The organism is Pseudomonas guangdongensis, assembly GCF_900105885.1.
GTDB lineage: Bacteria > Pseudomonadota > Gammaproteobacteria > Pseudomonadales > Pseudomonadaceae > Geopseudomonas > Geopseudomonas guangdongensis.
The window spans coordinates 252,595-278,045 of record NZ_LT629780.1; the positions used below are offsets into that span (position 1 = coordinate 252,595).

Sequence of the window (25,451 nt, forward strand, 5' to 3'; positions counted from 1 at the left end):
GCAGGTCATCGCCACGCCCATTCAGGGCTGCGCCGACTCCAGCCAGATCAGGCTGGCCAGCCTTCCTGTGCGCGGCTCGCGGCGGTAGGAATAGAAGCGCTCGGCATCGCCGAAGGTGCACAGCCCGCCGCCGTACACGGCGGTCACGCCGACGCGGGCCAGGCGGATGCGCGCCAGGTGGTAGAGGTCGGCCATGTAGCGCCCGGGATTGGTACTGGGCACGAAGGCCGCGGCGGCCTCGGCATGCCGACTGACGAAGGCCTCGCGCACCTCGGCGCCGACCTCGAAGACCTGCGGGCCGATGGCCGGGCCGAGCCAGACCAGCACCTCACCCGGGGGGCAGCCCAGCGCGGCAACGCTGGCTTCCAGCACGCCCGCCGCCAGTCCGCGCCAGCCGGCATGGGCGGCGGCGACCCGGGTACCGACGCGGTCGCAGAACAGCACCGGCAGGCAGTCGGCAGTCATGATCGCGCAGGCGATACCGGGTGTGGCGCTCCAGCTGGCGTCGGCTTCCAGCACCTGCGCAGGATCGGCCCGGACCACCGTCACCCCGTGCACCTGGCTGAGCCAGGCCGGCCGGCAACCAAGCAACGCCTGCAGGCGGCGACGGTTCTCGGCCACCGCGGCCGGCTCGTCGCCGACATGGTCGCCGAGATTGAGCGCATCGAAGGGTACGGCGCTGACGCCGCCGGCGCGGGTGGTCACCACAGCGCGCACCCTGGCCGGCACCGGCCAGTCGGGGATCAGCAGATCGCCGACCTGCAGACTCATCCGATGAACGCCTCGCGGTCGCCGCGCAGCAGGTTGAGCAGTTCGACGAAGTCGTCCGGCAGCTCCGACTCCCAGCCCATGCGCTCGCCACTCGCCGGGTGCTCCAGCTCGAGGAAGCGCGCATGCAGGGCCTGGCGCGGATAATCGCGCAGGCTTTCCACCAGCAGCGGATTGGCCGCCGGCGGAATGCGGAAGCGTCCGCCATAGACCGGATCGCCGACCAGCGGGAAATGGATGTGAGCCATGTGCACGCGGATCTGATGGGTCCGTCCGGTCTCCAGCTTGACCCGCACGTGGGTATGGGCGCGGAAGCGCTCCAGCACCCGGTAATGGCTGACCGCCGGCTTGCCGGTCTTGCTCACCGCCATCTTCTGGCGCTGCTGGGAGTGGCGACCGATCGGCGCGTCCACGGTACCGCCGGCAGTGACCACGCCGACCACGATGGCCTCGTAGATGCGACTGACGGTACGCGCCTGCAGCTGGGCGACCAGGTTGGTGTGGGCTTCGAGGCTCTTGGCCACCACCATCAGGCCGGTGGTGTCCTTGTCCAAACGATGGACGATGCCGGCACGCGGCACGCTGGCCAGTTCGGGCGCGTGGTGCAGCAGGGCGTTGAGCAGGGTGCCGTCGGCGTGCCCGGCCGCTGGGTGGACCACCAGGCCGGCCGGCTTGTCGATCACCAGCAGATGTTCGTCCTCGAAGACGATGTTCAGGGCGATGTCCTGGGCCAGAAACTCGACCTGCGCCTCGCGCTCGGCTTCGAGCACCAGCCGGGCGCCACCGTAGACGATGTCGCGCGGACGCAGCACGGCGCCATCGACGGTCAGGCGGCCTTCCTTGATCCAACCGGCCAGACGCGAACGCGAATGCTCGGCGAATATCTGTGCGGCGACCTGGTCAAGACGTTGCCCACCCAGTTCGGACGGCACCTCGGCACTCAATTGGATGATTTCGGACATGGAGGGTATCGCAGGAGGGCCGTACAGCTTTGGTTTCGGCTGCAGGCTTGTGGTTAAATACGGCGAATTTTCCCCGGCAAATCCGGGGCGCCAATCATAACAGGCCGGCCCCTGCCACGCACCCGGCCCAAGGGAATCCACGCGCCATGCAAGTGAAACGCCTGCTGCTGATCGCCACCCTGGCCCTGACCGCCGCCTGCTCCTCCAAGCAGGTGATCGACGAAAACCTCAGCGAGGCCGAGCTGTACCAGCAGGCGCAGGAGCACCTGGACAACACCAGCTATACCAGCGCGGTGAACACCCTCAAGGCGCTGGAGTCGCGCTACCCGTTCGGCCGCTATGCCGAGCAGGCGCAGCTCGAACTGATCTACGCCTACTACAAGAACCAGGAGCCGGAAGCCGCCAAGGCCGCCGCCGAGCGCTTCATCCGCCTGCACCCGCAGCATGCCGACGTCGACTACGCCTGGTACCTCAAGGGTCTGGCTTCCTTCGATCAGGATCGCGGCCTGCTAGCACGCTTCCTGCCGCTGGACATGACCAAGCGCGACCCGGGCGCGGCGCGCGACTCGTTCAACGAGTTCGCCCAGCTGGTCAGCCGCTACCCCAACAGCCGCTACGCCCCGGATGCCAAGGCGCGGATGATCTACCTGCGCAACCTGCTGGCCACCTACGAGATCCATGTCGCCCGCTACTACCTCAAGCGCGAGGCCTACATCGCCGCCGCCAACCGCGGCCGCTACGTGGTGGAAAACTTCCAGCAGACCCCGGCGGTCGGCGACGGCCTGGCGATCATGACCGAGGCCTACCAGCGCCTGAGCCTCGACGACCTGGCCGCCAGCAGCCTGGCCACCCTCAAGCTCAACTATCCCGAGCACCCGTCGCTGGAAAGCGGCGAGTTCGTGCCCAGCGAGGAAGAGGCCGACACCCGCTCCTGGCTGAGCCGCGCCACCCTCGGCCTGATCGAGAGCGACGCGCCGCTGCCGCCCGGCCAGACCCGCGCCAGCCAGGACATGGAGCGCCTGTACCGCGACGCGGTGGAAGCCATTCCTGCCGAACTGCAGCCGGAAAACGCCCCCCAGGCCGACGCACCGAACCCGCCGCGCTCCTGGTGGAGCCGCCTGAGCTTCGGCCTGTTCGACTGAAGCGGCGCACCGCACCACACAAGGGAGACCCTCGGGTCTCCCTTTTTATTGCCGCCGCATCCGCGACCGGCAACCGGCCCAAGCCCCACTCCCCGGTCACGACCCGGCACCGCCCCAGGTTGCCATCATAAAAAAGGGGGAGATCTGGCGATCTCCCCCTGGGGGCTTCATGCGGACCTTGCGGTGCGATCACACCGTACTCCTGTCGCAATGCCTCGTGAGCCTGCGGGCCTGGGACCGCGATCTTGTGGATCGGCGGCGAGCGCGAGGGCCTGATTGGACCCGGCGCGGGGTGGAGCGTCTTCAACCTGAAACTGATTCAAACTGTACGCTCCCGGCCGCGGCAGGCGATTGCGAAAATTGCCCAATAACATGCCACTTGCGCAAGAATGGATCAACAAAAGATACTTTAGCGCAACCACTGAAAAGGCCGACGCACTCATGAGCAAACTCGACCGCTACGACCTGCGCATTCTCGCCGAACTGCAGCGCGATGCGCGCATCTCCAACCAGGAACTGGCCGAGCGTATCGGCCTGTCGCCGTCGCCCTGCTCGCGGCGCGTCAAGCAGCTGGAGGACGACGGCTACATCCAGCGCCAGGTGGCGCTGCTCGACCGCAAGAAGCTCGGCCTGACCCTGACCGTATACGTGCTGGTCGGCATGGATCGCCACACCCCGGAGCGCTTCGCCCATTTCGAGGGGATGATCCGCCAGTGCCCGCAGGTGCTCGAATGCAGCCTGGTCACCGGCATGGAAGCGGACTACCAGCTCAAGGTGGTGGTGCCGGACATGGACCAGTACCAGCAGTTTCTGCTCGGCACCCTGACGCGCATCGAGGGGGTGTCCAGCGTGCGTTCGAGCTTCGTACTCAACCAGGTGATCAGCAGCACCGAACTGCCGCTGGAACACCTGCGCTGAGCGCCTTGCGTCGGCGCCTGCGGCGCAATCGCACACGGGCATTTGCCTGACTGGCGACAGCGCCTATAATTCGCCGGTTTTTTGTACGCCGCCGCGTGCCCCGCCACCGCCCCGTAGGAGGGACAGATGGACCCCGAAGTCTTCGAGCACTGGATGATGAACGGCCTGATCGTGATTCTGGTCGGCTTCATGGGCTTCATCGTCTGGGACCTGGCGAAGAAGTCCAACGCCGGCAAGTTCGGCACCATGGTGCTGTTCTTCGCCCTGGGCCTCGGCGTGCTCGGCTTCATCATCAAGACCGTGGTGATCGGCAGCATCGAAGGCCTCTAGGCCCCCGCCCCGTCCGTTCAGCCCCGCCCGCCGCCGGGATGCGGCGGGCATCGCCCCTTGCCAAGGAGTCGCCATGCGCCCCGCCGACCGCGTCATGCAGAGCTACGGCCGCTGCTGCGCCAGTCCGACCTTCTTCGATACCTTCTACCGGCTGTTCACCGGCAGCTCGCCGGCCGTGCGCGAGAAGTTCGTCAACACCGACATGAGCGCGCAGAAGCATCTGCTGCGCGCCGGCATCCTCAATCTGGTGCTGTACGCGCGCGGCATGCCCGATTCCAAGCTGCGCGCCATCGGCCAGAGCCACTCGCGCGAAGGCTTCGACATCCGCCCGGAACTCTACGACCTGTGGCTGGACTCGCTGCTGCTGGCGGTGCGCGAGCACGACGGCGAAGCCGGCGCCGAGGACCTCGCCGCCTGGCGCGAAGTGCTCGGCAAGGGCATCGCGCTGATCAAGTCCTTCTACTGAACGGCAGCGGCCTGCGGCGGGCCGCCCCGCCCCGTCACAGCCGCGCCGGCACCTCGCGCCACTCCCCCGGCGCCAGCCCCTGCAGACTCCACGGCCCGATGCGTACCCGCACCAGACGCAGGGTCGGCAGACCGACCGCCGCGGTCATCCGCCGCACCTGGCGGTTGCGCCCCTCGCGGATGGTCAGCTCCAGCCAGCAGGTCGGCACGCTCTTGCGATAGCGTACCGGCGGCTGGCGCTCCCACAGCGCCGGTGCCTCGATGCGCCGCGCCTCGGCCGGACGGGTCGGCCCGTCGTTGAGTTCGACCCCGGCGCGCAGCTGCGCCAGCTGCGCCTCGCTGGCCTCGCCCTCCACCTGTACCCAGTAGGTCTTGGCCAGCTTGTGCTGCGGATCGGCGATGCGCGCCTGCAGGCGGCCGTCGTTGGTCAGCAGCAGCAGGCCCTCGCTGTCGCGATCCAGGCGCCCGGCCGGATAGACCCCCGGCACCGGCACATAGTCCTTGAGGGTGGCGCGCCCGTCGGCGTCGGCAAACTGGGTCAGCACGTCGAACGGCTTGTTGAGCAGGATCAGGCGCGGCTCGGCCGGCGGTGTCTTGGCCTGACGACGGGGCGGCGCCGGCCGACCGGCGGCGGGACGGCGCGACGACTGACCGGCCCGCGCCGGCGAGTGAGGCGAACGGGCCATGCTCAGCGCCCCGCCAGACTGTCGCGCAGGCGGCGACTGCAGCAGGCGCGGTAACGCTTGCCGCTGCGACAGGGACAGGCCTGCTCGCCGCTGCCGCCCAGTTCCAGCCAGCCCTCCAGACGCTCGCCGGTCTGCTTGAGGGTGGCCCAGGTCGCCTCGTCGAGACCGGGACGCGCCAGGGCGCCGCAGACCTTGAGGTAGTCGTCGAGCAGCGCATCGCGCTGCAGGCTCAGGTAGCGCGCGGCAATCGGCGCGCCTTCGTAACGGCGCTGCGGATCGGGCAGGAACAGCCAGGTCTCGCTGCCCGGCAGCACGTTCCACAGCCGCCCGCCCGGATCGCGCCAGCAGGCGCCGAAGCGGGCGCGCAGCGCCTTGCCCGGCCACTCCTGCAGGCACCAGCCATCCACCCGGCTGCCGCCCAGCGCGGCCACCGCACGCCCCACCGAGTACCAGGGCTCGTCGGCCAGGCTTTCCGGCAACGGCAGGGGAGCGGCGACCAGCGGCTCACCACCGGGCACCAGACTGCGCGCGAAGCGCCGCAGGGGATTGCTGAAACGGGACGGGTCGACGAAAGCCATGGCAGATTCGCTGCAGAAACCGCCGGCCGCGACAGACGGCCGGCGCAGTGGACGGGGCCGGCATTCTAGCGAGCGCCGCCGCCTCAGTCGAACGCCTGCAGACGGCTGCGGGCCAGCAGCGGCGCCAGCGCAATGCCGCGCGGCAGACCGCCGTAGAGCGGCGTGCCGGCCTCTGCGCGGGCGCTCAGGAAGGCCTCGGCCAGCCACGACGGCGCGCCCTGCAGGAGCAGGCTGGCCTGCATCGCCAGGGCGATCTCGGCGCACAGCGCGCGGGCATGGCATTCCCGCTCGCCGCCGCGCAGCAAGCGCTCGATGCGCCGTACCCGCGCCCGCAGGCGCGCCTCGCCATGGCCGTTGCCCAGCTCGGCGAACAGCGCCTCCAGCGCCGCCGGCGTCCTCTCCAGCACCCGCAGCACGTCCAGACACTGCACATTGCCGGAGCCCTCCCAGATCGCGTTGACCGGCGCCTCGCGGTACAGCCGCGGCAGCAGCGAGGTTTCGATGTAGCCGGCGCCACCCAGGCACTCCTGGGCCTCGTTGATCATCCCCGGCGCGCGCTTGCATACCCAGTATTTGCCCACCGCGGTGAGCAGGCGCAGCAGCAGCCGCTCGCCCTCCTCCTGCGGCCGGTCCAGCGCCTGCGCCAGGCGCAGGGCGAAGGCCAGCGCCGCCTCGCTTTCCAGCGCCAGGTCGGCCAGCACGTTCTGCATCAGCGGCCGCTCGTCCAGCCGCTGCCCGCCGACCCGACGCTGCGCACAGTGGTGCAGGGCCTGGCTGAGCGCCTGGCGCATCAGCGCCGCTGAACCGGTCACGCAGTCGATGCGGGTCAGCGCCACCATCTCCAGCAGGGTGGCGATGCCGCGCCCCTCCTCGCCGACCATCCAGGCCTGGGCGTCGCGGTATTCGATCTCCGCCGAGGCGTTGCTGCGGTTGCCGAGCTTGTCCTTGAGGCGCTGGATCTCGATGCCGTTATGGCCGCCGTCGGGGCGCAGGCGCGGTAGCAGGAAGCAGCTCAGCCCGCCGGCGCTGCGCGCCAGGGTGAGGAAGGCGTCGCTCATCGGCGCCGAACAGAACCACTTGTGCCCCTGCAGGCGATAGCCCTGGCCGGGGCCGGCGGCGCCGAGCGCGCAGGCACGGCTGGCGTTGGCGCGCAGGTCGGTGCCGCCCTGCTTCTCGGTCAGCGCCATGCCGATGGTCAGGCCGCGCTTGGCGGCCATCGGCAGCACCCGCGGGTCGTAGTCGAGGCTGAGAATCCGCTCCAGCCAGGGCTCGCTCAGCGGCAACTGGCGGCGCAGCACGGCGACGCTGGCGAAGGTCATGGTCAGCGGACAGGCGCTGCCCGCCTCGACCTGGTTGTGCAGGTAGAACAATCCGGCGCGCAGCACCTGCGCCCCGGCGCGCGGCTCGCGCCAGGGCAGCGCGTGCAGCCCGTGGCCGATACCGGCCTGGAGCAGACGGTGCCAGGCAGGATGGAAGTCGACCCGGTCGAGGCGCCGGCCCTGGGCGTCGTGGCTGTGCAGCTCGGGAAGGTGGCGGTTGGCGAGCTGACCGGCGGCCAGCAGCTCGTCGCCGGCCAGCTCGCCGTAGGCCTCCAGCCGCTCCTGCCCCCAGTCGACGCCGAAGTGCGCCAGCCACTCCCGCAGCGGCCGGTCGTGGCGGTACAGGTTCACCCCCTGCAGCGGCGCAGGCTGGTTGTCGACCCGGTGGCCGGGCAGCGGTTGCGGCGGAGCGAACACCAGCTGGCAGCGCACGCAGCGCCAGTAATCGAGGGGCGTGGCCGCCGCCCCCGCCCAGCGCGCCAGCTCGCGACAGAGGCAGGCGGGGCAGCAGAGCGGAGCGGCGGCGTCCATCGGGCGACCTAGCCGATCCCGGCGTCGTCGGGGTGGAAGGCCGGCGCCAGCGTCGGGCTGCGGTCGCACAGGCTGATCACCAGCCGCGCCACCAGATCGTGCATGATGATGGTGTGGCGGTTGCCGCCAATCTCGAAGTGCTGCTTGATCCGCGCCTTCAGGCCGCGATCGCCGCTGACCTCGACGAGGATGTCCACCGCGCCGACCGCATCGACCATCGCCATCGGCTCGGTGTAGCAGGGAATGTCGCGCTCGCGGGCCAGTTGCATGCCGGGCGAGTCGGGATCGAGATCGGCCACGCCGAGCACGCGGATGTAGTCGTATTGCAGCAGGTCACGCAGCAGCGGGGTACCGGTACGGCCCGCGCCGATCACGGCGATGCTGAGGGTTTGCGACATGGATGACAGCTCCTGGGTTGGATCGAAGGCGAATGGAACATCCGTGGATGCGCGCACAGACTAGCAACCCGCTCCTGCCGCCCTCTTGACCTGCGCCTATTGCCGACCAGTAAAGCAGAGATCGCCCGCCGCGGCCGCGGGCGGGCAGCCGCGCGACTTTGGTGGTAAGCTCGGCGGCCATGAACAGATACCCCTCCCGTCCCGTCGTCCTCTGCCTGTCCGGCCACGATCCCAGTGGTGGCGCCGGCCTGCAGGCGGACATCGAGGCCCTGCTCGCCCAGGGCTGCCACGCCGCGCCGGCGATCACCGCACTGACCGTGCAGGACACCGTCGACGTCCGCGACTTCCGCATCCTCGACCGCGCCTGGGTACTGGCCCAGGCCGACGCGGTGATCGGCGACCTGCCGGTCGCCGCGGTCAAGCTGGGCATGCTCGGCTCGCTGGAAATGGTCGATACCGTAGTCGAGATCATGGCCCGCCTGCCCGGCGTGCCGCTGGTCTGCGACCCGGTGCTGCGCGCCGGCGGCGGTGGCGCGCTGGGCAAGGATGAGGTCGGCTACGCGATCCGCGAACGCCTGCTGCCGCTGTGCCGCATCGCCACGCCGAACCTGCCCGAGGCGCGCATCCTCGCCGAACTGCCGGACGGCAGCGCCGACGCCTGCGCCGAGAAGCTGCTGGCGCACTGCGAGCACCTGCTGATCACCGGCGGTCACGGCGACGAGCGCGAGGTGCACAACCGCCTGTACGCGCGCGACGGCAGTCGCCACGACTTCACCTGCGCACGCCTGCCCGGCAGCTACCACGGCTCCGGCTGCACCCTGGCCAGCACCCTGGCCGGGCGCCTGGCGCTGGGCGAGGAACTGGCCAGCGCGGTGAACTCCGCGCTCGACTACACCTGGCGCACCCTGCGCGACGCCGAACAGCCTGGCCACGGCCAGTATGTGCCGCGCCGCCTGCCGCTGGACTTCCGCTCCTGATCCCCCGCTGCCCGGAACAGTGCCGATGAACGAACTGCGCGGTCTCTACGCCATCACCGACAGCCAGCTGCTGGAAGGCGGTCGCCTGCTGCCCTGCGTCGAGGCCGCCCTGCGCGGCGGCGCGAAGTTGCTGCAGTACCGCGACAAGTCAAGCGACGCCGCGCGCCGCCTGCGCGAAGCCGAGGCCCTGCGCGAGCTGTGCCTGCGCTACGGCGCGCAACTGATCGTCAACGACGACCTGGAACTGGCCGCGCGCCTGGGCGTCGGCCTGCATCTGGGCCAGGGCGACGGCTCGCTGGCCGCCGCCCGCGCCCTGCTCGGCAGCCGGGCGATCATCGGCGCCACCTGCCATGCCCGCCTGGAGCTGGCCGAGCAGGCTCGCGGCGAGGGTGCCAGCTACGTCGCCTTCGGCCGCTTCTTCGACTCGCAGACCAAGCCCGGCGCCCCGGCCGCCAGCCTCGACCTGCTGGAGCAGGCCCGCGCCCGCTGCCGCCTGCCGATCGTCGCCATCGGCGGGGTGAGCCTCGACACCGCCCCCGCGCTGATCGCGCGCGGCGCCAGCATGGTCGCGGTGATCCACGCCCTGTTCGGCGTCGCCGAGCCCGCCGAGGTGGAGCGCCGCGCCCGCGCGTTCAGCGCGCTGTTCGACTGATCCCGGCGGCCGCGGCCCCGCGCCCGGACACGCCCTTGCCGATTTCGCCCCGTCCCCGACCCGAGAGGCCCCCATGTCCCGCTCCGAGATCCTGTTCAACAACGCCCAGAAACACATCCCCGGCGGCGTCAACTCGCCGGTGCGCGCCTTCCGCGGCGTCGGCGGCACGCCGCTGTTCTTCAAGCACGCCGAGGGCGCCTACGTCATCGACGAGGACGACAAGCGCTATGTGGATTACGTCGGCTCCTGGGGGCCGATGATCCTCGGCCACGCCCACCCGCAGGTACTCGACGCGGTGCGCCGCCAGCTCGAACACGGCCTGTCCTACGGCGCGCCGACCGCCATGGAAACCGAGATGGCCGAGCTGGTCTGTGCCCTGGTGCCGTCGATGGAGATGGTGCGCATGGTCAGCTCCGGCACCGAGGCGACCATGAGCGCGATCCGCCTGGCGCGCGGCTACACCGGGCGCGACAGCATCATCAAGTTCGAGGGCTGCTACCACGGCCACTCCGACAGCCTGCTGGTCAAGGCCGGCTCCGGCGCGCTGACCCAGGGCGTGCCCAGCTCGGCAGGGGTGCCGGCGGACTTCGCCAAGCACACCCTGACCCTGCCCTACAACGACATCGCCGCCGTCGAGCAGACCCTCGGCGAAGTCGGCCAGAACGTGGCGTGCATCATCGTCGAGCCGGTGGCCGGCAACATGAACTGCGTGCCGCCGGCGCCGGGCTTCCTCGAAGGCCTGCGCGCGCTGTGCGACCGGCATGGCGTGGTGCTGATCTTCGACGAGGTGATGACCGGCTTCCGCGTCGCCCTCGGCGGCGCCCAGGCCCACTACGGCGTCACCCCGGACCTGTCGACCTTCGGCAAGATCGTCGGCGGCGGCATGCCGGTCGGCTGCTTCGGCGGCAAGCGCGCGATCATGGAATGCATCGCACCGCTCGGCCCGGTCTACCAGGCCGGCACCCTGTCCGGCAACCCGCTGGCCATGGCTGCCGGCCTGACCACCCTCAAGCTGATCAGCCGCGACGGCTTCCACGCCGAGTTGGCCGACTACACCACGCGCATGCTGGCCGGGCTGCGCGAGCGCGCGGCGGCTGCCGGCATCCCCTTCGCCACCACCCAGGTCGGCGGCATGTTCGGCCTGTACTTCACCGACAAGGCGGAAATCACCAGCTTCGCCGACGTGATGGCCTGCGATGCCGAGCGCTTCAAGCGCTTCTTCCACCTGATGCTCGACGGCGGCGTGTACCTGGCGCCCTCCGCCTTCGAGGCCGGCTTCACCTCCATCGCCCATGGCGCGACCGAGCTGGCGCTGACCCTCGATGCCGCCGAGCGCGCCTTCGCCGCGCTGCGCCAGGGCTGACACGCATGCCGCTCGATCCGCCCGCCCTGGCCGCCTGCCTGGCCGCGCTGTTCGGCGCCGGCCTGCTGCTGCAGGCGCGCACGCGCTTCTCAGCCGAGGAGCAGCCGGTGTGGTTCTGCGCCCTGCTTGGTCTGCTCCTGGCCGCCGCCGCCGCGCCCTTCGGTGCCAGCGCCGGCGCTGCCGCGCGGCCCGGCGAGGATGCCGGCCTGCTGTTGCTGCAGGCGCGCGATTTTCTCGGCCTGCCGCTGCTCGGCGTGGTCGCCCTGGCGCTCGGCCGCGGCTGGCACTGGCCGCGCGGCGCCTGGGGCCGGGTGGTGCTCGGCCTGTGCGTGTTCTTCGAGCTGGCCCGGCAGCTGCAGTGGGCCGAGGACTACCGCCTGCTGCTGGGCGCCGCCAGCCTGCTGCTGATCGCTCAGGCCGGCCTGTCGCGCTGGCCGGCGCGACGGGCGGCGCTGCTCGGCCTGCTGGCGGCGCTGTCGCTGGGCACACCGCTGCTCGCCACCGCGGCGCCGGGCCTCGGCGCCTGGCTGGCGGTGCCCGGCTACCTGCTGCTGGCCGTGCTGCTGCGCGAACTCAGCGACAGCGCACCGACGCAAAAGACGAGCGCGCCCCTGTCATGAGCGGGTAGCTTGTTTCATAATGCATCTCGCCGCTGCGCTGCAGCGGCCGGGACTTGCGCCCGTCGACCCCAGGGAGATGTCCGATCGCCATGAACCGTGCTGGCCGCACCCTGCTGATGGGCTGCCTGTTGCTGATCTCCCCGCTGTCCAGCCTGGCCGGCGGCAACTCCCTGCTGATCCCCGCCACCAGCCGCTGCGTGCTCGATACCCCGGCCGAGGCCCGCGAGCAGGCCCTGGCGCAATGCCGCGCCTTCGCCGAAGGCGGCGACGCCGAGGCGCAGTACGAGCTGGGCGAATACTTCTACGAAGGCCAGTTGCATCCCCAGGACCTGCCCCAGGCGCTGCACTGGTACGAGCAGGCCTCGCTGCAGGGCCACGCCGGCGCACAGCTGCGCCTGGGCATGCTGTTCTGGCACGGCGAAGGCGTCCCGGCCAGCAACCTGCAGGCCTACATCGTGCTGAAGATGGCGGCGGTCAACGGCTCCGACGACGCCATGGACAGCGCCGACGAGGTCGCCGAGCAGATGAGCCGCGACGAACTGGCCCGCGCCAACCGGGTGCTCGGCGAGATCTTCCGCAACTACCTGATGGAACTGCAGGCCACCGACCTCGGCCCGCCCTTCGCGCCGCTGCGCTGAGCCGCCGGCGGCGCAGAGCAGACTCAGCGCTCCGGCAGCGGCGGCATGGGGAACGGCATCACGTTGCTTCCACCTTTCGCCTCGCTGATCTTCGCCGTACCCAGACGTTCCACCTCGTCGATGCGGATGATCGCGTGCATCGGCACGAAGCTGCGCACCACGCCCTCGAACTGCGCCTTGAGCTTCTCCTCGCTGGGATCGACCACCACCTGGGTGCGCTCGCCGAAGACGAACTCCTCGATCTCCAGGAATCCCCACAGATCGCTCTGGTAGATGGCCTTGGCGTACATCTCGTACACCTGGCCCTGGCTCTGGAAAATCACCTTGAAGATGGGGGCGGGCTTGCTCATGGATCGACGGACCGAGGGGGGCTGCACAAAGGGCGCGCATCCTAGCATATCCGCCGGACCGCCAAGCCTAGGAAGCCCGCGCCCCACTCCCTATAATGCGCGGTTCCTTGATTTTCCCGACGAGCACCCATGGCCAAGAAGCTTTTCATCGAGACCCACGGCTGCCAGATGAACGAGTACGACAGCTCGCGCATGGCCGATCTGCTGGGCGAACATCAAGCCCTGGAGCTGACCGAGCGCCCGGAAGAAGCCGACGTCATCCTGCTCAACACCTGCTCGATCCGCGAGAAGGCCCAGGAAAAGGTGTTCTCCAAGCTCGGCGGCTGGCGCGAACTCAAGCGCCAGAAACCGGAGCTGGTGATCGGTGTCGGCGGCTGCGTGGCCAGCCAGGAAGGTGCGGCGATCCGCGAGCGCGCGCCCTACGTCGACGTGGTGTTCGGCCCGCAGACCCTGCACCGCCTGCCGGAAATGATCGACGCCGCGCGCAGCACGCGAAAGCCGCAGGTGGACATCTCCTTCCCGGAAATCGAGAAATTCGACCGCCTGCCCGAGCCGCGCGTCGACGGCCCCAGCGCCTTCGTCTCGGTGATGGAAGGCTGCAGCAAGTACTGCACCTTCTGCGTGGTGCCCTACACCCGCGGCGAGGAAGTCAGCCGCCCGCTGGCCGACGTGCTCGGCGAAATCGTCCACCTGACCGAGAACGGCGTACGCGAGATCACCCTGCTCGGCCAGAACGTCAACGGCTACCGCGGCGATGCCGGCGACGGGCGCAGCGCCGACTTCGCCGAACTGCTCCACGCGGTGGCGGCCATCGATGGCGTCGAGCGCCTGCGCTACACCACCAGCCACCCACTGGAATTCTCCGACGCGATCATCCAGGCCCACGCCGAAATCCCCCAGCTGGTGAAGTTCATCCACCTGCCGGTGCAGTCCGGCTCCGATCGCGTGCTGGCGGCGATGAAGCGCAACCACACCGCGCTGGAATACAAGTCGCGCATCCGTAAGCTCAAGGCCGCGGTGCCGGACATCTGCATCAGCTCGGACTTCATCGTCGGTTTCCCCGGCGAGACCGACAAGGACTTCGAGCAGACCATGAAACTGGTCGAGGAAGTCGGCTTCGACTTCTCCTTCTCCTTCGTCTACAGCGCGCGCCCCGGCACCCCGGCGGCCGACCTGCTCGACGACACCCCCGAGGAGGTGAAGAAGCAGCGCCTGGCGATCCTGCAGACCCGCCTCAGCCAGCAGGGCTTCGAGAACAGCCGGCGCATGGTCGGCAGCATCCAGCGCATCCTGGTCAGCGACTACTCGAAGAAGGACCCGGGCATGCTCCAGGGCCGCACCGAGAACAACCGGGTGGTCAACTTCCGCGCCAGCAACCCGCGCCTGATCGGCCAGTTCGTCGACGTACGCATCGACGAGGCCCTGCCGCACTCGCTGCGCGGCACCCTGCTCGACTGAGCACGCCGCGCCACCCGCCGCCCAAGGGCGGCGGGCCGGCAACCCCACCAAAAGCCAATACCGCCGCGCTTTCGCCCCTGCGTTGCTGCGGTTATTCTTCATTCACCACACCAGCCGAACGGCGGCCAACAGACGACCTTGAACGCTCCCCTGGAACACCATCGCTTCACCCTCGAACCCTTCGAAGCCCGGCGCTTCGCCAACCTCTGTGGACAATTCGACGAGCACCTGCGCCTGATCGAGCAGCGCCTGCAACTGGAGATCCGCAATCGCGGCAACCAGTTCGAGCTGGTCGGCGACGCGCAGCGCAGCCAGACCGCCGAGCGCCTGCTGCGCCGCTTGTACCGCGAAACCCACACCGGCACCGACCTCACCCCGGAGATCGTCCACCTGTTCCTGCAGGAGTCGGGACTGGAGGACATCGCCAGCCCCGGCCATGGGCCGCTGGTCACCCTGAAGACCCGCAAGGTCCACATCACCCCGCGCGGCACCAACCAGCAGCGCTACGTCAAGGCGATCCTCGACAACGACATCAACTTCGGCATCGGCCCGGCCGGCACCGGCAAGACCTACCTCGCGGTGGCCTGCGCGGTGGACGCCCTGGAGCGCGAGCAGGTGCGGCGCATCCTGCTGGTGCGCCCGGCGGTGGAGGCCGGCGAGAAGCTCGGCTTCCTCCCCGGCGACCTGGCGCAGAAGATCGACCCCTACCTGCGTCCGCTGTACGACGCCCTCTACGAGATGATGGGCTTCGAGCAGGTGGCCAAGCTGATCGAGAAGCAGGTGATCGAGATCGCCCCGCTGGCCTACATGCGCGGGCGCACCCTGAACAACAGCTTCATCATCCTCGACGAGAGCCAGAACACCACCCTGGAGCAGATGAAGATGTTCCTCACCCGGATCGGTTTCGGCTCCACCGCGGTGATCACCGGCGACGTCACCCAGGTCGACCTGCCGCGCGGCACCAAGTCGGGCCTGGCCCACGTGGTCGAGGTGCTGCGCGACGTACCGGGGATCAGCTTCACCCACTTCAAGGCCAAGGACGTGGTGCGCCACCCGCTGGTGCAACGCATCGTCGAAGCCTACGACCGTCACGAGCAGCGCCTGCAGGGCAAGGACGGCAAGACCGCCGCCAGCGTCGAGGACAGCCGCCATGCAGGTTGAACTGGATCTGCAGCTGGCCACCGCGGCCGGCGACCTGCCCGGCGAGGCGCAGCTGCGCCAGTGGTGCGAACTGGCCCTGCGCCAGCGCACCGCGCCCTCGGAGCTGACCATCCGCATCGTCGACGAGGCCGAGGGCCGCGAGCTGAACCACACCTGGCGCGGCAAGGACTACGCCACCAACGTGCTGTCCTTCCCGGCGGAGATTCCCGACGGACTCCTCGACATCCCGCTGCTCGGCGATCTGGTGATCTGCGCCCCGGTGGTGGCCCGCGAGGCCGCCGAGCAGGGCAAGCGCGCCGAGGCGCACTGGGCCCACCTGGTCATCCACGGCTGCCTGCACCTGCTCGGCTACGATCACATCGACGATGCCGAAGCCGAGGAAATGGAAGCCCTGGAGCGCCAGCTGCTGGCCGAACTCGGCCATCCCGACCCCTATGCCTGTGACGACCAAGAGTAAGGAACCATGAGCGACGACCGATCGAGCCAGGTGCAGAAGTCCTGGCTGGAACGCATCACCCAGGCTTTTGCCCATGAGCCGAAAAGCCGTCAGGAACTCCTCGAAGTCCTGCGCGAAGCCCATGACAACAAGCTGCTCGACACCGAGGCCCTGAACATCGTCGAAGGCGCCATCCAGGTCGCCGACCTGCAGGTGCGCGACATCATGATCCCGCGCTCGCAGATCATCAGCGTCAAGGCCGGGCAGACACCCCGCGAGTTTCTCCCGGCGATCATCGAGGCGGCCCACTCGCGCTACCCGGTGGTCGGCGAACACCTCGACGAGGTGCTAGGCGTCCTGCTCGCCAAGGACCTGCTGCCGCTGATCCTCGAACAGCACGCGGACAGCTTCGACCTGCGCCCGCTGCTGCGCCCGGCCACCTTCGTGCCCGAGTCCAAGCGCCTCAACGTGCTGCTGCGCGAGTTCCGCGCCAATCGCAACCACATGGCCATCGTCATCGACGAGTACGGCGGCGTCGCCGGTCTGGTGACCATCGAGGACGTGCTGGAGCAGATCGTCGGCGACATCGAGGACGAGCACGATGTCGACGAGGAGAATTTCATCAAGGCGCTGCCCAGCGGCGACTTCATCGTCAAGGCGCTGACCCCGGTGGAGGACTTCAACGAGTTCTTCGCCGCGGACTTCTCCGAAGACGAGTTCGACACCGTCGGCGGCGTGGTGATGAGCGCCTTCGGCCACCTGCCCAAGCGCAACGAAACCACCGAACTGGGCGGCTTCCGCTTCCGCGTGCTCAACGCCGACAGCCGGCGCATCCACCTGCTGCGCCTGACGCCGCTGCGCGACTGACGCCAGCCGGCCCGGACGTCACGGCCAGCGCGCCGCGACGTCCGGGCCGCGCTGCGGTTTTCCCGCCCGCAGCGCTGGTCTGCCGGGCGGTGCTCCATTAAGCTGCCCGCCTGCCTCCTGCAAGGAATTCCCATGCGCTGGATCTCCCGTCCCGGCTGGCCGGGCCACCTGCTGGCCATGGCGGCCGGCGCCCTGACGCCGCTGTCCCTGGCGCCCTTCGGCCTCTGGCCGCTCGGCCTGCTGTCGATCGCCCTGTTCTACCTCGGCCTGCGCCAGGTGGATGCCCGCGCCGCGCTATGGCGCGGCTGGAGCTACGGCTTCGGTGCCTTCGCCGCCGGCACCGGCTGGGTCTACGTCAGCATCCACGACTACGGCGCCGCCCCCGTGCCGCTGGCCGCCCTGCTGACCCTGCTGTTCGTCGCCGGCCTCGGCCTGTTCTTCGCCCTGCAGGCCTGGGCTTGGAGCCGCTGGCTGCGACGCGAACGGGCGCCGCTGGCCGATGCGCTGACCTTCGCCGCCCTGTGGGTCGCCCAGGAAGCCCTGCGCGGCTGGCTGTTCACTGGCTTCCCCTGGCTGTATGCCGGCTACGCCCAGCTGGACGGCCCGCTGGACGGCCTCGCCCCGCTCGGCGGGGTCTGGCTGCTGTCCTTCGCCATGGCGCTCGGCGCCGTGCTGCTGGCCACCCTGACCCAGTGGCTGCTGCACTGGCGCAGCCTGCTGGGCGCGACACTGCTGCTGGCCGGCTGCTGGGGCGGCGGCCTGTGGCTCAAGGAGCATCCCTGGACCGCGCCGGCCGGCGCGCCGCTCAAGGTCGCCGCCATCCAGGGCAACGTCGAGCAGAACCTCAAGTGGGATCCCGAGCAGCTCAACGCCCAGCTCGCCCTGTACCGCGACCTGACCCTCAACGCTCCGGCCGCCGACCTCTACGTCTGGCCGGAAACCGCCGTACCGGTGCTCAAGGAGTACGCCGAGGGCTACCTGGCCAGCCTCGCCGGGCTGCTCGATGCACGAGGCGCGGCGCTGATCACCGGCCTGCCGCTGCGCCAGGCCGACGCCGAGGGCCGCCCGCGCTACTACAACGCCCTGTACGCCCTCGGCGCGGGCGAGGGCACCTACCTGAAGCAGAAGCTGGTGCCGTTCGGCGAGTACGTGCCGCTGCAGGACCTGCTGCGCGGGCTGATCGCCTTCTTCGACCTGCCGATGTCCGACTTCGCCCGCGGCCCGCAGGACCAGCCCCTGCTGCAGGCCCAGGGCTACCGCATCGCCCCGTACATCTGCTACGAGGTGGTCTACCCCGAGTTCGCCGCCGACCTCGCCGCGCAGAGCGCGCTGCTGCTGACGGTGAGCAACGACGCCTGGTTCGGCACCTCGATCGGCCCGCTGCAGCACCTGCAGATGGCGCAGATGCGCGCCCTGGAGGCCGGCCGCTGGATGGTCCGCGCCACCAACAACGGCGTCACCGTGCTGATCGACCCCTTCGGCCGCATCCAGGCCGAGCTGCCGCAGTTCCAGCGCGGCGTGCTGCACGGCGAGGTGGTGCCGATGCAGGGGCTGACGCCCTACCTGCAGTGGCGCCACTGGCCGCTGACCGGGCTGTGCGCCGTGCTGCTCGGCTGGACCCTGCTGAGCGGCCGCCGCGAGCGCCGGCTGTTCGCCGCCATGGGCTGAAGCCACGCGCCGGCCCGCCGTGCGCGGGCCGGCGCTCAGCGGTACAGCAACGGGTAGAGCAGTTGCCCGGCGGCCTCGTTGAACAGCAGGCTGTTCTGCCACAGCGCCTTGCTCTCCGGCAGCCAGCCGCCCCACGGCCGACCGTTGGGCACGCCGAGGAAGCCGGCCGGCGCGGCGATCACCTCGAAGCCCTGACGCTCGAAACACCAGCGCGCCCGCGGCATGTGCCAGGCCTGGGTGACCAGCACGATGCGCCGCACCCCCGCCTCGCGCAGCAGCGGCGCGCTGAGCACGGCGTTCTCCCAGGTGGTGCGGCTGCGCTCTTCCTGCCAGCGTAGCGGCACGCCGAAATCCGTCGCCAGCAACTCGGCGAACAGCGCCGCCTCGCTCGGCGGCCGACCGAAATGCAGGCCGCCGCTGGCCAGGATCGGCAAGCCGCTGGCGCGCTGCAGCCGCGCGGCCAGGCGCGCCCGCTGCAGGCCCAGCAGGCTCGGCTGATCGCCCTCCCAGGCCGGGTCGCCGCGCTCGCGACCGCCGCCGAGCAGCACGATAGCCTCGGCGCGCTGCGCCAGCCGCGACCACTCGGCCGGCGCCAGCGGCGGCTCGCGCTCCAGGGCACGGGCCGTCCACTCGACCGTCAGCGGCAGGCTCATCAGCCACAGACCGCCGCCACCGAGCAGCGCACAGCCCAGCGCCAGGCGCGGCCGGCGCAGGCGCCACCACCAGGCCAGCAGCAACAGCAGCAACAGGCCGCCCGGCGGCAGCAGCAGGTGCTTGAGCAGGTAGCGCAGCGGCATCTCGGCCTCCCCCGGGCGCGGTATGGATCGACAGGATAGCGGCCAGGCCGACGCCCGGCAGCAGCGGCGACAGCGACCGCCACGCCCGCCCGCGATCGCCTTGCGGGTTTCCCCAGAGCGGCGCCGCTCATGTATGCTTGGGCGCTTTGCTTATCCCCCTCTTTTCAGTCCGGCAGAGCCATGCACGAACAGTATCAGCCCCGCGAGATCGAAGCCGCCGCGCAGTCCCACTGGGAGGCGCACCAGTCCTTTGAAGTGAGCGAACAGCCCGGCAAGGACACTTTCTACTGCCTGTCGATGTTCCCCTACCCGAGCGGCAAGCTACACATGGGGCACGTGCGCAACTACACCATCGGCGACGTGATCGCGCGCTACCAGCGCATGCAGGGCAAGAACGTACTGCAGCCGATGGGCTGGGACGCCTTCGGCATGCCGGCGGAGAACGCCGCGATGCAGAACCAGGTCGCCCCGGCCGCCTGGACCTACGCCAACATCGACTACATGAAGACCCAGCTGAAGAGCCTGGGCCTGGCCGTCGACTGGTCGCGCGAAGTCACCACCTGCAAGCCGGACTACTACCGCTGGGAACAGTGGCTGTTCACCCGCCTGTTCGAGAAGGGCGTGATCTACCGCAAGAACGGCACCGTCAACTGGGACCCGGTCGACCAGACCGTGCTGGCCAACGAGCAGGTCATCGACGGCCGCGGCTGGCGTTCCGGCGCGCTGATCGAGAAGCGCGAAATCCCGATGTACTATTTCAAGATCACCGCCTATGCCGACGAGCTGCTCAGCTCGCTGGATACGCTGGAGGGCTGGCCCGAGCAGGTCAAGACCATGCAGCGCAACTGGATCGGCAAGTCGCGCGGCATGGAAGTGAGCTTCCCCTTTGATGCCGCCAGCATCGGCAGCGAGGGCGCGCTCAAGGTGTTCACCACCCGCCCCGACACCCTGATGGGCGCCACCTACGTGGCGGTGGCCGCCGAGCACCCGCTGGCCACCCTCGCCGCCCAGGGCAATGCCGAGCTGCAGGCCTTCATCGACGAGTGCAAGCGCGGCGGCGTCGCCGAGGCGGACATCGCCACCCAGGAGAAGAAGGGCCTGGCCACCGGCCTGTTCGTCCTGCACCCGCTGAGCGGCGAGAAGCTGCCGGTATGGGTCGCCAACTACGTACTGATGAACTACGGCGAAGGCGCGGTGATGGCCGTACCGGCCCACGACGAGCGCGACTTCGAGTTCGCCAGCAAGTACGCCCTGCCGGTGAAGACGGTGATCCGCACCAGCGCCGGCGATGCCACCCCAGCGCCCTGGCAGGACGCCTACGCCGAGCACGGCGAGCTGATCAACTCCGCCGAGTTCGACGGCCTGGACTTCGCCGGCGCCTTCGACGCCATCGAGATGGCCCTGCAGAAGAAGGGCCTCGGTCAGGCGCGCACCCAGTTCCGCCTGCGCGACTGGGGTATCAGCCGCCAGCGCTACTGGGGCTGCCCGATCCCGATCATCCACTGCGACGCCTGCGGCGACGTGCCGGTGCCGGAAGACCAGCTGCCGGTGGTGCTGCCCGAGGACGTGGTGCCGGACGGCGCCGGCAGCCCGCTGGCGCGCATGCCCGAGTTCTACCAGTGCAGCTGCCCGAAATGCGGCGCACCGGCCAAGCGCGAAACCGACACTATGGACACCTTCGTCGAGTCGTCCTGGTACTACGCGCGCTACGCCTCGCCCAAGTTCGAGGGCGGCATGGTCGACAAGGCCGCGGCCAACCACTGGCTGCCGGTCGACCAGTACATCGGCGGCATCGAGCATGCCATCCTGCACCTGCTCTACGCGCGCTTCTTCCACAAGCTGATGCGCGACGAAGGCCTGGTCGACAGCGACGAGCCGTTCACCAACCTGCTGACCCAGGGCATGGTGATCGCCGAGACCTACTACCGCCTGCAGGACAACGGCGCCAAGCTGTGGTTCAACCCGGCCGACGTCGAGGTCGAGATGGACGCCAAGGGCAAGCCGCTGTCCGCCCGGCTGAAAAGCGACGGCCTGCCGGTGGAGATCGGCGGCATCGAGAAGATGTCCAAGTCGAAGAACAACGGCGTCGACCCGCAGACCATGATCGAACAGTACGGCGCCGACACCTGCCGCCTGTTCATGATGTTCGCCTCGCCGCCGGACATGAGCCTGGAGTGGTCCGACTCCGGCGTCGAGGGCGCCAGCCGCTTCCTGCGCCGGGTCTGGCGCCTGGCCCACGGCCACGTCGCCGCCGGCCTGCCGGGCGCGCTGGACCTCGCCAGCCTGAACGACGCGCAGAAAGGCGTGCGCCGCGCCATCCACCTGGCCATCAAGCAGGCCAGCCAGGATATCGGCCAGCACCACAAGTTCAACACCGCCATCGCCCAGGTGATGACCCTGATGAACGTGCTGGAAAAGGCCCCGAGCGACAGCGCCCAGGATCGCGCCCTGCTGCAGGAAGGCCTGGAAGCCGTGGCCCTGCTGCTGGCGCCGATCACCCCGCACATCAGCCACGCGCTGTGGCAGCAGCTCGGCCACGCCAAGCCGATCATCGACGCGCGCTGGCCGCAGGTCGACGAAAGCGCCCTGGTGCAGGACAGCCTGACCCTGGTGGTGCAGGTCAACGGCAAGCTGCGCGGACAGATCGAAGTGCCGGCCGCCGCGTCCCGCGAGGAAGTCGAAGCCGCCGCCCGCGCCAACGAGAACGTGCTGCGCTTCACCGAAGGCACCACCATCCGCAAGGTGATCGTGGTCCCCGGCAAGCTGGTCAACATCGTCGCCAACTGACCGCCACCGTCCAACCGGCGCCCGCCCGCAGCGGGCGCCGTCTCACATGAGGGAAGACCGATGAAACCTAGCCTGTCCGGCCTGCTGCTGGTGATGCTCACCACCCTGCTCGCTGCCTGCGGCTTCCAGCTGCGCGGCACCGGAGTCGACGACTTCGCCCTGCGGGAACTCGACCTGCGCGCCCGCAACGCCTACGGCGAAACCGTCAAGGACGTGCGCCAGGCGCTGACCGGCAGCGGCGTGCGCGTCCACACCGGCGCGCCCTACACCCTGGTGCTGACCCGCGAGAGCGAGCAGCAGCGCACCGCCAGCTACACCAGCTCGGCACGCAGCGCCGAATACCAGCTGACCAGCACCCTCGACTACGAGATCCGCAGCGGCAACCTGTCCCTGCTCAGCGATCGCGTGGAAGTGCAGAAGGTCTATGTCTACGACGCCAACAACCTGATCGCCTCCGACCAGGAAGGCCAACAACTGCGCCGCGAACTGCGCCGCGAGCAGATCCAGCAACTGCTGATGCGTCTGCAGATGCTCGACCCGGTTCGCCTGGAGCAACTGCGCGAGCAGGCCCAGGCCCGCGCCGAAGCCGAGGCCCGCGCCGCCGAAGCCGCCGCTGCCGAACGCCGCGCCGTGCAGCCGCAACCGTAACCGCAGCGCTGATCCTGACGGGGCCTGCGGGCCCCGTCGGTTTTTCAGCCGAATCGCGAAGCGCACCGATGAAACTCGCCCCCGCCCAACTGGCCAAGCACCTGCAGGGCCCGCTCGCCCCGGTCTATGCGGTGAGCGGCGACGACCCGCTGCTGTGCCAGGAAGCCTGCGACGCGATCCGCGCCGCCTGCCGCGCCCGCGAGTTCAGCGAGCGCCAGGTGTTCCACGTCGACGCCGGCTTCGACTGGAACCTGCTGCGCGAGGCCGGCGCCAGCCTGTCGCTGTTCGCCGAGCGGCGCCTGCTGGAGCTGCGCATGCCGGCCGGCAAGCCGAGCGAGCCCGGCGTCGCCGCCCTGCTCGACTACCTCACCCGTCCGCCCGAGGACACCGTGCTGCTGCTCAGCCTGCCGCGCCTCGACGGCAAGACCCAGAAGGCCAGGTGGGCCAAGGCGCTGATCGACGGCGAGGCCTGCCAGTTCGTGCAGGTCTGGCCGGTCGACGCCGCCCAGCTGCCGCAGTGGCTGCGCCAGCGCCTCGCCCAGGCGGGACTCGCCGCCACGCCGGAAGCCATCGACCTGCTGGTGGCGCGCACCGAGGGCAACCTGCTGGCTGCCGTGCAGGAGATCGAGAAGCTCAGGCTGCTGGTCGAGGGCAACCAGCTGGATGCCGCCACCGTGCAGGCCAGCGTCGCCGACAGTGCGCGCTTCGACCTGTTCGGCCTGCTCGACGCCGCCCTGGCCGGCGAAGCGGCGCACGCCCTGCGCATGCTCGAAGGGCTGCGCGGCGAAGGCGTCGAAGCCCCGGTGGTGCTCTGGGGGCTGGCCCGCGAACTGCGCCTGCTCGCCACCCTGGCCTGGCAGCAGGGTCAGGGCATACCGCTGGAACGCGCCATCGGCCAGGCCCGGCCACCGATCTTCGGCAAGCGCCAGGCGCTGGTCGGCCGCGCCGTGCAGCGCCTGCCGGCCAGCCGCTGGAGCGCCCTGCTCGGCGAGGCCCAGCGCATCGACGAGCAGATCAAGGGCCAGGCCGCCGGCAACGTGTGGAACGCCCTGGCCGCGCTGACCCTGCAGATCGCCGGCAGCCGCCTGCCGCTGCCGCCCGGCTGAGCGCTCCATCTGGCTGTTTTTCGCCCAACCCGCTGGACAACGCCCGCCGACCGGCCGATGATGCGCACGCCTGCCAGGGGGCAGGCGCACATCGAGGAATGCCCATGGCCAAGCAACGCAAGCGGCCCAACCAGGCCAAATCCCTGATCGCCCAGCCGCTGTTCCGCAGCCGACAGGAAAAACCCGCCAAAGGCAAAGGCAGCTACCGCCGCGAAGCCTTCCGGTCCGACGACCGGGAGGCTTTTTGCTTTCTGGCCGCCTGACACGCCGCACTCCGGCAGCCCCAGCAGTCCGCTCCCGCCCTCGCCGCCACGCCCGCCACCGCAACAACCCTCCCTCCACCGCACCGAATACCCTGCCCCGCTGCGCGCCTCCCCGGCCACCCGGCGGCGGTCGCACGGTAGCAGCCAAGTCGCCGGGCGCGTGATAAGGTGGCCGCCTGTCCAGCATTGCCGTGGAAGTTGTTCATGTTCGACACCCCCTCGCCGCGCCAGCCTCGTCGCCTGCTCGCCAGCACCGCGCTGCTGCTCGCACTGGCCCAGACCGCCTGCGCCCAGCCGCCGGCCAGCGAAGCCCCGGCCGCCCCGGCGCCGGCCGCCGCGACGGTGCCGGGCGAGCCGGCCCAGGTCCAGAGCTTCGCCCAGTGGCGCGAGACGTTCCGCCAGCAGGCGCTGGCCCAGGGCATCGACGCCGCACTGTTCGAGCGCGCCTTCGCCGGGATCGTGTCCGATCCGGCGGTGATCCGCGCCGACCGCAGCCAGCCGGAATTCACCCGGCCGATCTGGGACTACCTCGACAGCGCCGCCTCGCCGCAGCGCGTGCGCCGCGGCCAGCAACTGCTGGCCGAACATGCCGCGACCCTGGCAGCCATCGAGCAGCGCTACGGCGTCGAGCGCAGCATCCTGGTCGCGGTGTGGGGCATGGAGAGCAACTTCGGCGGCTACATGGGCAACAAGAACGTGATCCGCTCGCTGGCCACCCTGGCCCACGAGGGACGCCGCCCGCAGTTCGCCCGCGAGCAGCTGCTGGCCGCCCTGCAGATCCTCCAGCAGGGCGACGTGACGCCCGGCCACATGCTCGGCTCCTGGGCCGGGGCCATGGGCCAGACCCAGTTCATCCCCACCACCTACCAACGCCATGCGGTGGACTTCGACGGCGACGGTCGCCGCGACATCTGGGACTCCAGCGCCGACGCACTGGCTTCCACCGCCAACTACCTGCGAGCCTCCGGCTGGCAGCGTGGGCAGGGCTGGGGCCTGGAAGTGCGCCTGCCGAGCGGCTTCGACTACGCCCTGGCCGACCCGGAGCTGCGCAAGAGCCTCGGCGAGTGGCGCGCCCTCGGCGTGCAGCCGCAGCGCAGCCTGAACCTGCGCTGGGACGACGCCCAGCTGGCCACCCTGCTGCTGCCGGCCGGCCATCGCGGCCCGGCCTTCCTGGTCCACGACAACTTCCGCAGCATCCTCAGGTACAACAACTCCACCGCCTATGCCCTGGGCATCGGCCTGCTCGCCGAACGCTTCGGCGGCGGCGGACAGATCGTCGCCAGCTGGCCGCGCGGCGAGCAGCCGCTGTCGCGCGAGCAGCGCATCGAGCTGCAGCACCAGCTGGCCGCGCGCGGCTTCGATCCCGGCGCGGTCGACGGCATCATCGGCGCCAACACCCGCCGCGCGGTGCGCGCCAGCCAGCAGCAGCTCGGCTGGCCGGCCGACGGCCATCCGACCCTGCGCCTGCTGGAGGCGCTGCGCGGCGGACAGTGATCGTCCACGCCCACAACGCAAAAGGCCGACTGCATACAGTCGGCCTTTTGCGTTACGGCGCAGCCCGGC

At 70.1% G+C, this 25,451-nt stretch carries 27 protein-coding genes; 19 read left to right on the forward strand and 8 right to left on the reverse strand.

Going from position 1 to position 25,451, the window contains the following annotated elements; all coding sequences use genetic code 11:
• Positions 1–21 precede the first annotated feature (21 nt).
• Both pgeF and rluD read right to left on the reverse strand, forming a co-directional pair.
• Positions 22–771 (reverse strand): peptidoglycan editing factor PgeF, encoded by a 750-nt coding sequence (pgeF, locus tag BLU22_RS01335; RefSeq protein WP_090211545.1) that lies wholly within the window; start codon positions 769–771, stop codon positions 22–24.
• Positions 768–1,730: a 23S rRNA pseudouridine(1911/1915/1917) synthase RluD gene (gene rluD, locus BLU22_RS01340; RefSeq protein ID WP_090211547.1), complete on the reverse strand. Its 963-nt coding sequence runs from the start codon at positions 1,728–1,730 to the stop codon at positions 768–770. Before rluD ends, pgeF begins: the two co-directional genes overlap by 4 nt.
• A 146-nt stretch (positions 1,731–1,876) precedes the next feature.
• On the opposite strand from rluD, the gene BLU22_RS01345 reads away from it, so the two are divergent.
• The 4 genes from BLU22_RS01345 (at position 1,877) to BLU22_RS01360 (ending at position 4,586) form a co-directional block, all read left to right on the forward strand.
• Positions 1,877–2,872, forward strand: coding sequence for an outer membrane protein assembly factor BamD (locus BLU22_RS01345; protein ID WP_090211548.1), 996 nt, complete (start codon positions 1,877–1,879; stop codon positions 2,870–2,872).
• A 441-nt stretch (positions 2,873–3,313) separates the two neighbouring features.
• Positions 3,314–3,790, forward strand: coding sequence for an Lrp/AsnC family transcriptional regulator (locus tag BLU22_RS01350; protein WP_090211550.1), 477 nt, complete (start codon positions 3,314–3,316; stop codon positions 3,788–3,790).
• Positions 3,791–3,916: 126 nt separating this feature from the next.
• Positions 3,917–4,120 (forward strand): DUF2788 domain-containing protein, encoded by a 204-nt coding sequence (locus BLU22_RS01355; RefSeq protein WP_090211551.1) that lies wholly within the window; start codon positions 3,917–3,919, stop codon positions 4,118–4,120.
• Between the two features lie 73 nt (positions 4,121–4,193).
• Positions 4,194–4,586: a globin gene (locus BLU22_RS01360; protein WP_090211552.1), complete on the forward strand. Its 393-nt coding sequence runs from the start codon at positions 4,194–4,196 to the stop codon at positions 4,584–4,586.
• A 34-nt stretch (positions 4,587–4,620) separates the two neighbouring features.
• Here BLU22_RS01360 and BLU22_RS01365 read toward each other — a convergent pair whose 3' ends face one another.
• The 4 genes from BLU22_RS01365 to BLU22_RS01380 form a co-directional block, all read right to left on the reverse strand.
• Positions 4,621–5,271, reverse strand: coding sequence for a pseudouridine synthase (locus BLU22_RS01365; protein ID WP_090211554.1), 651 nt, complete (start codon positions 5,269–5,271; stop codon positions 4,621–4,623).
• 2 nt (positions 5,272–5,273) lie between these two features.
• A complete protein-coding gene (locus BLU22_RS01370) occupies positions 5,274–5,849 on the reverse strand; it encodes a hypothetical protein (protein ID WP_090211556.1) in 576 nt (191 codons plus the stop codon).
• Positions 5,850–5,932: 83 nt separating this feature from the next.
• Positions 5,933–7,699, reverse strand: coding sequence for an acyl-CoA dehydrogenase family protein (locus tag BLU22_RS01375; RefSeq protein WP_090211557.1), 1,767 nt, complete (start codon positions 7,697–7,699; stop codon positions 5,933–5,935).
• Between the two features lie 8 nt (positions 7,700–7,707).
• Complete coding sequence (locus BLU22_RS01380; protein ID WP_090211559.1) at positions 7,708–8,097, reverse strand: Gfo/Idh/MocA family oxidoreductase; 390 nt, start codon at positions 8,095–8,097, stop codon at positions 7,708–7,710.
• A 179-nt stretch (positions 8,098–8,276) separates the two neighbouring features.
• Between BLU22_RS01380 and BLU22_RS01385 the strand changes: the two genes are divergently transcribed.
• The 5 genes from BLU22_RS01385 to BLU22_RS01405 all read left to right on the forward strand — a co-directional run bounded on the left by BLU22_RS01385 (position 8,277) and on the right by BLU22_RS01405 (position 12,347).
• The gene (locus tag BLU22_RS01385) at positions 8,277–9,074 is read left to right on the forward strand and encodes a bifunctional hydroxymethylpyrimidine kinase/phosphomethylpyrimidine kinase (RefSeq protein WP_090211561.1); all 798 of its coding nucleotides are present in this window, start codon (positions 8,277–8,279) and stop codon (positions 9,072–9,074) included.
• Positions 9,075–9,099: 25 nt separating this feature from the next.
• Complete coding sequence (gene thiE / locus BLU22_RS01390; protein WP_090211562.1) at positions 9,100–9,726, forward strand: thiamine phosphate synthase; 627 nt, start codon at positions 9,100–9,102, stop codon at positions 9,724–9,726.
• A 73-nt stretch (positions 9,727–9,799) separates the two neighbouring features.
• Entirely contained in the window at positions 9,800–11,089 is a 1,290-nt protein-coding gene (hemL, locus tag BLU22_RS01395) for a glutamate-1-semialdehyde 2,1-aminomutase (protein WP_090211564.1), read from the forward strand.
• 5 nt (positions 11,090–11,094) lie between these two features.
• The gene (locus BLU22_RS01400) at positions 11,095–11,709 is read left to right on the forward strand and encodes a hypothetical protein (RefSeq protein WP_090211565.1); all 615 of its coding nucleotides are present in this window, start codon (positions 11,095–11,097) and stop codon (positions 11,707–11,709) included.
• Positions 11,710–11,798: 89 nt separating this feature from the next.
• Positions 11,799–12,347, forward strand: coding sequence for a tetratricopeptide repeat protein (locus BLU22_RS01405; RefSeq protein ID WP_090211567.1), 549 nt, complete (start codon positions 11,799–11,801; stop codon positions 12,345–12,347).
• A gap of 23 nt (positions 12,348–12,370) precedes the next feature.
• On the opposite strand, the gene BLU22_RS01410 is transcribed toward BLU22_RS01405, so the two are convergent.
• A complete protein-coding gene (locus tag BLU22_RS01410; protein ID WP_090211569.1) occupies positions 12,371–12,697 on the reverse strand; it encodes a DUF1820 family protein in 327 nt (108 codons plus the stop codon).
• 129 nt (positions 12,698–12,826) lie between these two features.
• On the opposite strand from BLU22_RS01410, the gene miaB reads away from it, so the two are divergent.
• From miaB to lnt, 5 genes are all read left to right on the forward strand, one after another.
• On the forward strand, positions 12,827–14,155 hold the full coding sequence (gene miaB / locus BLU22_RS01415; RefSeq protein ID WP_090211570.1) for a tRNA (N6-isopentenyl adenosine(37)-C2)-methylthiotransferase MiaB: 1,329 nt from the start codon (positions 12,827–12,829) through the stop codon (positions 14,153–14,155).
• 138 nt (positions 14,156–14,293) lie between these two features.
• The gene (locus BLU22_RS01420; RefSeq protein ID WP_090211572.1) at positions 14,294–15,316 is read left to right on the forward strand and encodes a PhoH family protein; all 1,023 of its coding nucleotides are present in this window, start codon (positions 14,294–14,296) and stop codon (positions 15,314–15,316) included.
• Positions 15,306–15,773, forward strand: coding sequence for an rRNA maturation RNase YbeY (gene ybeY, locus BLU22_RS01425; protein WP_090211573.1), 468 nt, complete (start codon positions 15,306–15,308; stop codon positions 15,771–15,773). The genes BLU22_RS01420 and ybeY overlap by 11 nt, the downstream gene beginning before the upstream one ends.
• A gap of 6 nt (positions 15,774–15,779) precedes the next feature.
• Entirely contained in the window at positions 15,780–16,619 is an 840-nt protein-coding gene (locus tag BLU22_RS01430; RefSeq protein ID WP_090211575.1) for an HlyC/CorC family transporter, read from the forward strand.
• A 132-nt stretch (positions 16,620–16,751) separates the two neighbouring features.
• On the forward strand, positions 16,752–18,287 hold the full coding sequence (gene lnt, locus BLU22_RS01435; protein WP_090211576.1) for an apolipoprotein N-acyltransferase: 1,536 nt from the start codon (positions 16,752–16,754) through the stop codon (positions 18,285–18,287).
• Positions 18,288–18,322: 35 nt separating this feature from the next.
• Here the strand turns inward: lnt and BLU22_RS01440 are convergent, their stop codons facing one another.
• On the reverse strand, positions 18,323–19,084 hold the full coding sequence (locus BLU22_RS01440) for a YdcF family protein (protein WP_090211578.1): 762 nt from the start codon (positions 19,082–19,084) through the stop codon (positions 18,323–18,325).
• Between the two features lie 180 nt (positions 19,085–19,264).
• Between BLU22_RS01440 and leuS the strand changes: the two genes are divergently transcribed.
• The 5 genes from leuS to BLU22_RS01465 all read left to right on the forward strand — a co-directional run bounded on the left by leuS (position 19,265) and on the right by BLU22_RS01465 (position 25,382).
• On the forward strand, positions 19,265–21,871 hold the full coding sequence (gene leuS, locus BLU22_RS01445) for a leucine--tRNA ligase (RefSeq protein ID WP_090211579.1): 2,607 nt from the start codon (positions 19,265–19,267) through the stop codon (positions 21,869–21,871).
• Between the two features lie 60 nt (positions 21,872–21,931).
• Positions 21,932–22,519: an LPS-assembly lipoprotein LptE gene (locus BLU22_RS01450; protein ID WP_090211581.1), complete on the forward strand. Its 588-nt coding sequence runs from the start codon at positions 21,932–21,934 to the stop codon at positions 22,517–22,519.
• 68 nt (positions 22,520–22,587) lie between these two features.
• Complete coding sequence (gene holA, locus BLU22_RS01455) at positions 22,588–23,625, forward strand: DNA polymerase III subunit delta (protein WP_090211583.1); 1,038 nt, start codon at positions 22,588–22,590, stop codon at positions 23,623–23,625.
• A 104-nt stretch (positions 23,626–23,729) separates the two neighbouring features.
• Positions 23,730–23,888 (forward strand): alternative ribosome rescue factor ArfA, encoded by a 159-nt coding sequence (arfA, locus tag BLU22_RS01460; protein WP_090211584.1) that lies wholly within the window; start codon positions 23,730–23,732, stop codon positions 23,886–23,888.
• A 204-nt stretch (positions 23,889–24,092) separates the two neighbouring features.
• Positions 24,093–25,382 carry a lytic murein transglycosylase gene (locus BLU22_RS01465; protein ID WP_090211586.1) on the forward strand — a complete coding sequence of 430 codons (1,290 nt, stop codon included), beginning with the start codon at positions 24,093–24,095 and terminating at the stop codon, positions 25,380–25,382.
• Positions 25,383–25,451 lie beyond the last annotated feature (69 nt).

Bases quoted from the DNA above. Each gene is read 5' to 3' on its own strand.
- pgeF (WP_090211545.1), bottom strand. From the start codon at position 771: ATGAGTCTGCAGGTCGGCGATCTGCTGATCCCCGACTGGCCGGTGCCG.
- rluD (WP_090211547.1), bottom strand. From the start codon at position 1,730: ATGTCCGAAATCATCCAATTGAGTGCCGAGGTGCCGTCCGAACTGGGT.
- BLU22_RS01345 (WP_090211548.1), top strand. From the start codon at position 1,877: ATGCAAGTGAAACGCCTGCTGCTGATCGCCACCCTGGCCCTGACCGCC.
- BLU22_RS01350 (WP_090211550.1), top strand. From the start codon at position 3,314: ATGAGCAAACTCGACCGCTACGACCTGCGCATTCTCGCCGAACTGCAG.
- BLU22_RS01355 (WP_090211551.1), top strand. From the start codon at position 3,917: ATGGACCCCGAAGTCTTCGAGCACTGGATGATGAACGGCCTGATCGTG.
- BLU22_RS01360 (WP_090211552.1), top strand. From the start codon at position 4,194: ATGCGCCCCGCCGACCGCGTCATGCAGAGCTACGGCCGCTGCTGCGCC.
- BLU22_RS01365 (WP_090211554.1), bottom strand. From the start codon at position 5,271: ATGGCCCGTTCGCCTCACTCGCCGGCGCGGGCCGGTCAGTCGTCGCGC.
- BLU22_RS01370 (WP_090211556.1), bottom strand. From the start codon at position 5,849: ATGGCTTTCGTCGACCCGTCCCGTTTCAGCAATCCCCTGCGGCGCTTC.
- BLU22_RS01375 (WP_090211557.1), bottom strand. From the start codon at position 7,699: ATGGACGCCGCCGCTCCGCTCTGCTGCCCCGCCTGCCTCTGTCGCGAG.
- BLU22_RS01380 (WP_090211559.1), bottom strand. From the start codon at position 8,097: ATGTCGCAAACCCTCAGCATCGCCGTGATCGGCGCGGGCCGTACCGGT.
- BLU22_RS01385 (WP_090211561.1), top strand. From the start codon at position 8,277: ATGAACAGATACCCCTCCCGTCCCGTCGTCCTCTGCCTGTCCGGCCAC.
- thiE (WP_090211562.1), top strand. From the start codon at position 9,100: ATGAACGAACTGCGCGGTCTCTACGCCATCACCGACAGCCAGCTGCTG.
- hemL (WP_090211564.1), top strand. From the start codon at position 9,800: ATGTCCCGCTCCGAGATCCTGTTCAACAACGCCCAGAAACACATCCCC.
- BLU22_RS01400 (WP_090211565.1), top strand. From the start codon at position 11,095: ATGCCGCTCGATCCGCCCGCCCTGGCCGCCTGCCTGGCCGCGCTGTTC.
- BLU22_RS01405 (WP_090211567.1), top strand. From the start codon at position 11,799: ATGAACCGTGCTGGCCGCACCCTGCTGATGGGCTGCCTGTTGCTGATC.
- BLU22_RS01410 (WP_090211569.1), bottom strand. From the start codon at position 12,697: ATGAGCAAGCCCGCCCCCATCTTCAAGGTGATTTTCCAGAGCCAGGGC.
- miaB (WP_090211570.1), top strand. From the start codon at position 12,827: ATGGCCAAGAAGCTTTTCATCGAGACCCACGGCTGCCAGATGAACGAG.
- ybeY (WP_090211573.1), top strand. From the start codon at position 15,306: ATGCAGGTTGAACTGGATCTGCAGCTGGCCACCGCGGCCGGCGACCTG.
- BLU22_RS01430 (WP_090211575.1), top strand. From the start codon at position 15,780: ATGAGCGACGACCGATCGAGCCAGGTGCAGAAGTCCTGGCTGGAACGC.
- lnt (WP_090211576.1), top strand. From the start codon at position 16,752: ATGCGCTGGATCTCCCGTCCCGGCTGGCCGGGCCACCTGCTGGCCATG.
- BLU22_RS01440 (WP_090211578.1), bottom strand. From the start codon at position 19,084: ATGCCGCTGCGCTACCTGCTCAAGCACCTGCTGCTGCCGCCGGGCGGC.
- leuS (WP_090211579.1), top strand. From the start codon at position 19,265: ATGCACGAACAGTATCAGCCCCGCGAGATCGAAGCCGCCGCGCAGTCC.
- BLU22_RS01450 (WP_090211581.1), top strand. From the start codon at position 21,932: ATGAAACCTAGCCTGTCCGGCCTGCTGCTGGTGATGCTCACCACCCTG.
- holA (WP_090211583.1), top strand. From the start codon at position 22,588: ATGAAACTCGCCCCCGCCCAACTGGCCAAGCACCTGCAGGGCCCGCTC.
- arfA (WP_090211584.1), top strand. From the start codon at position 23,730: ATGGCCAAGCAACGCAAGCGGCCCAACCAGGCCAAATCCCTGATCGCC.
- BLU22_RS01465 (WP_090211586.1), top strand. From the start codon at position 24,093: ATGTTCGACACCCCCTCGCCGCGCCAGCCTCGTCGCCTGCTCGCCAGC.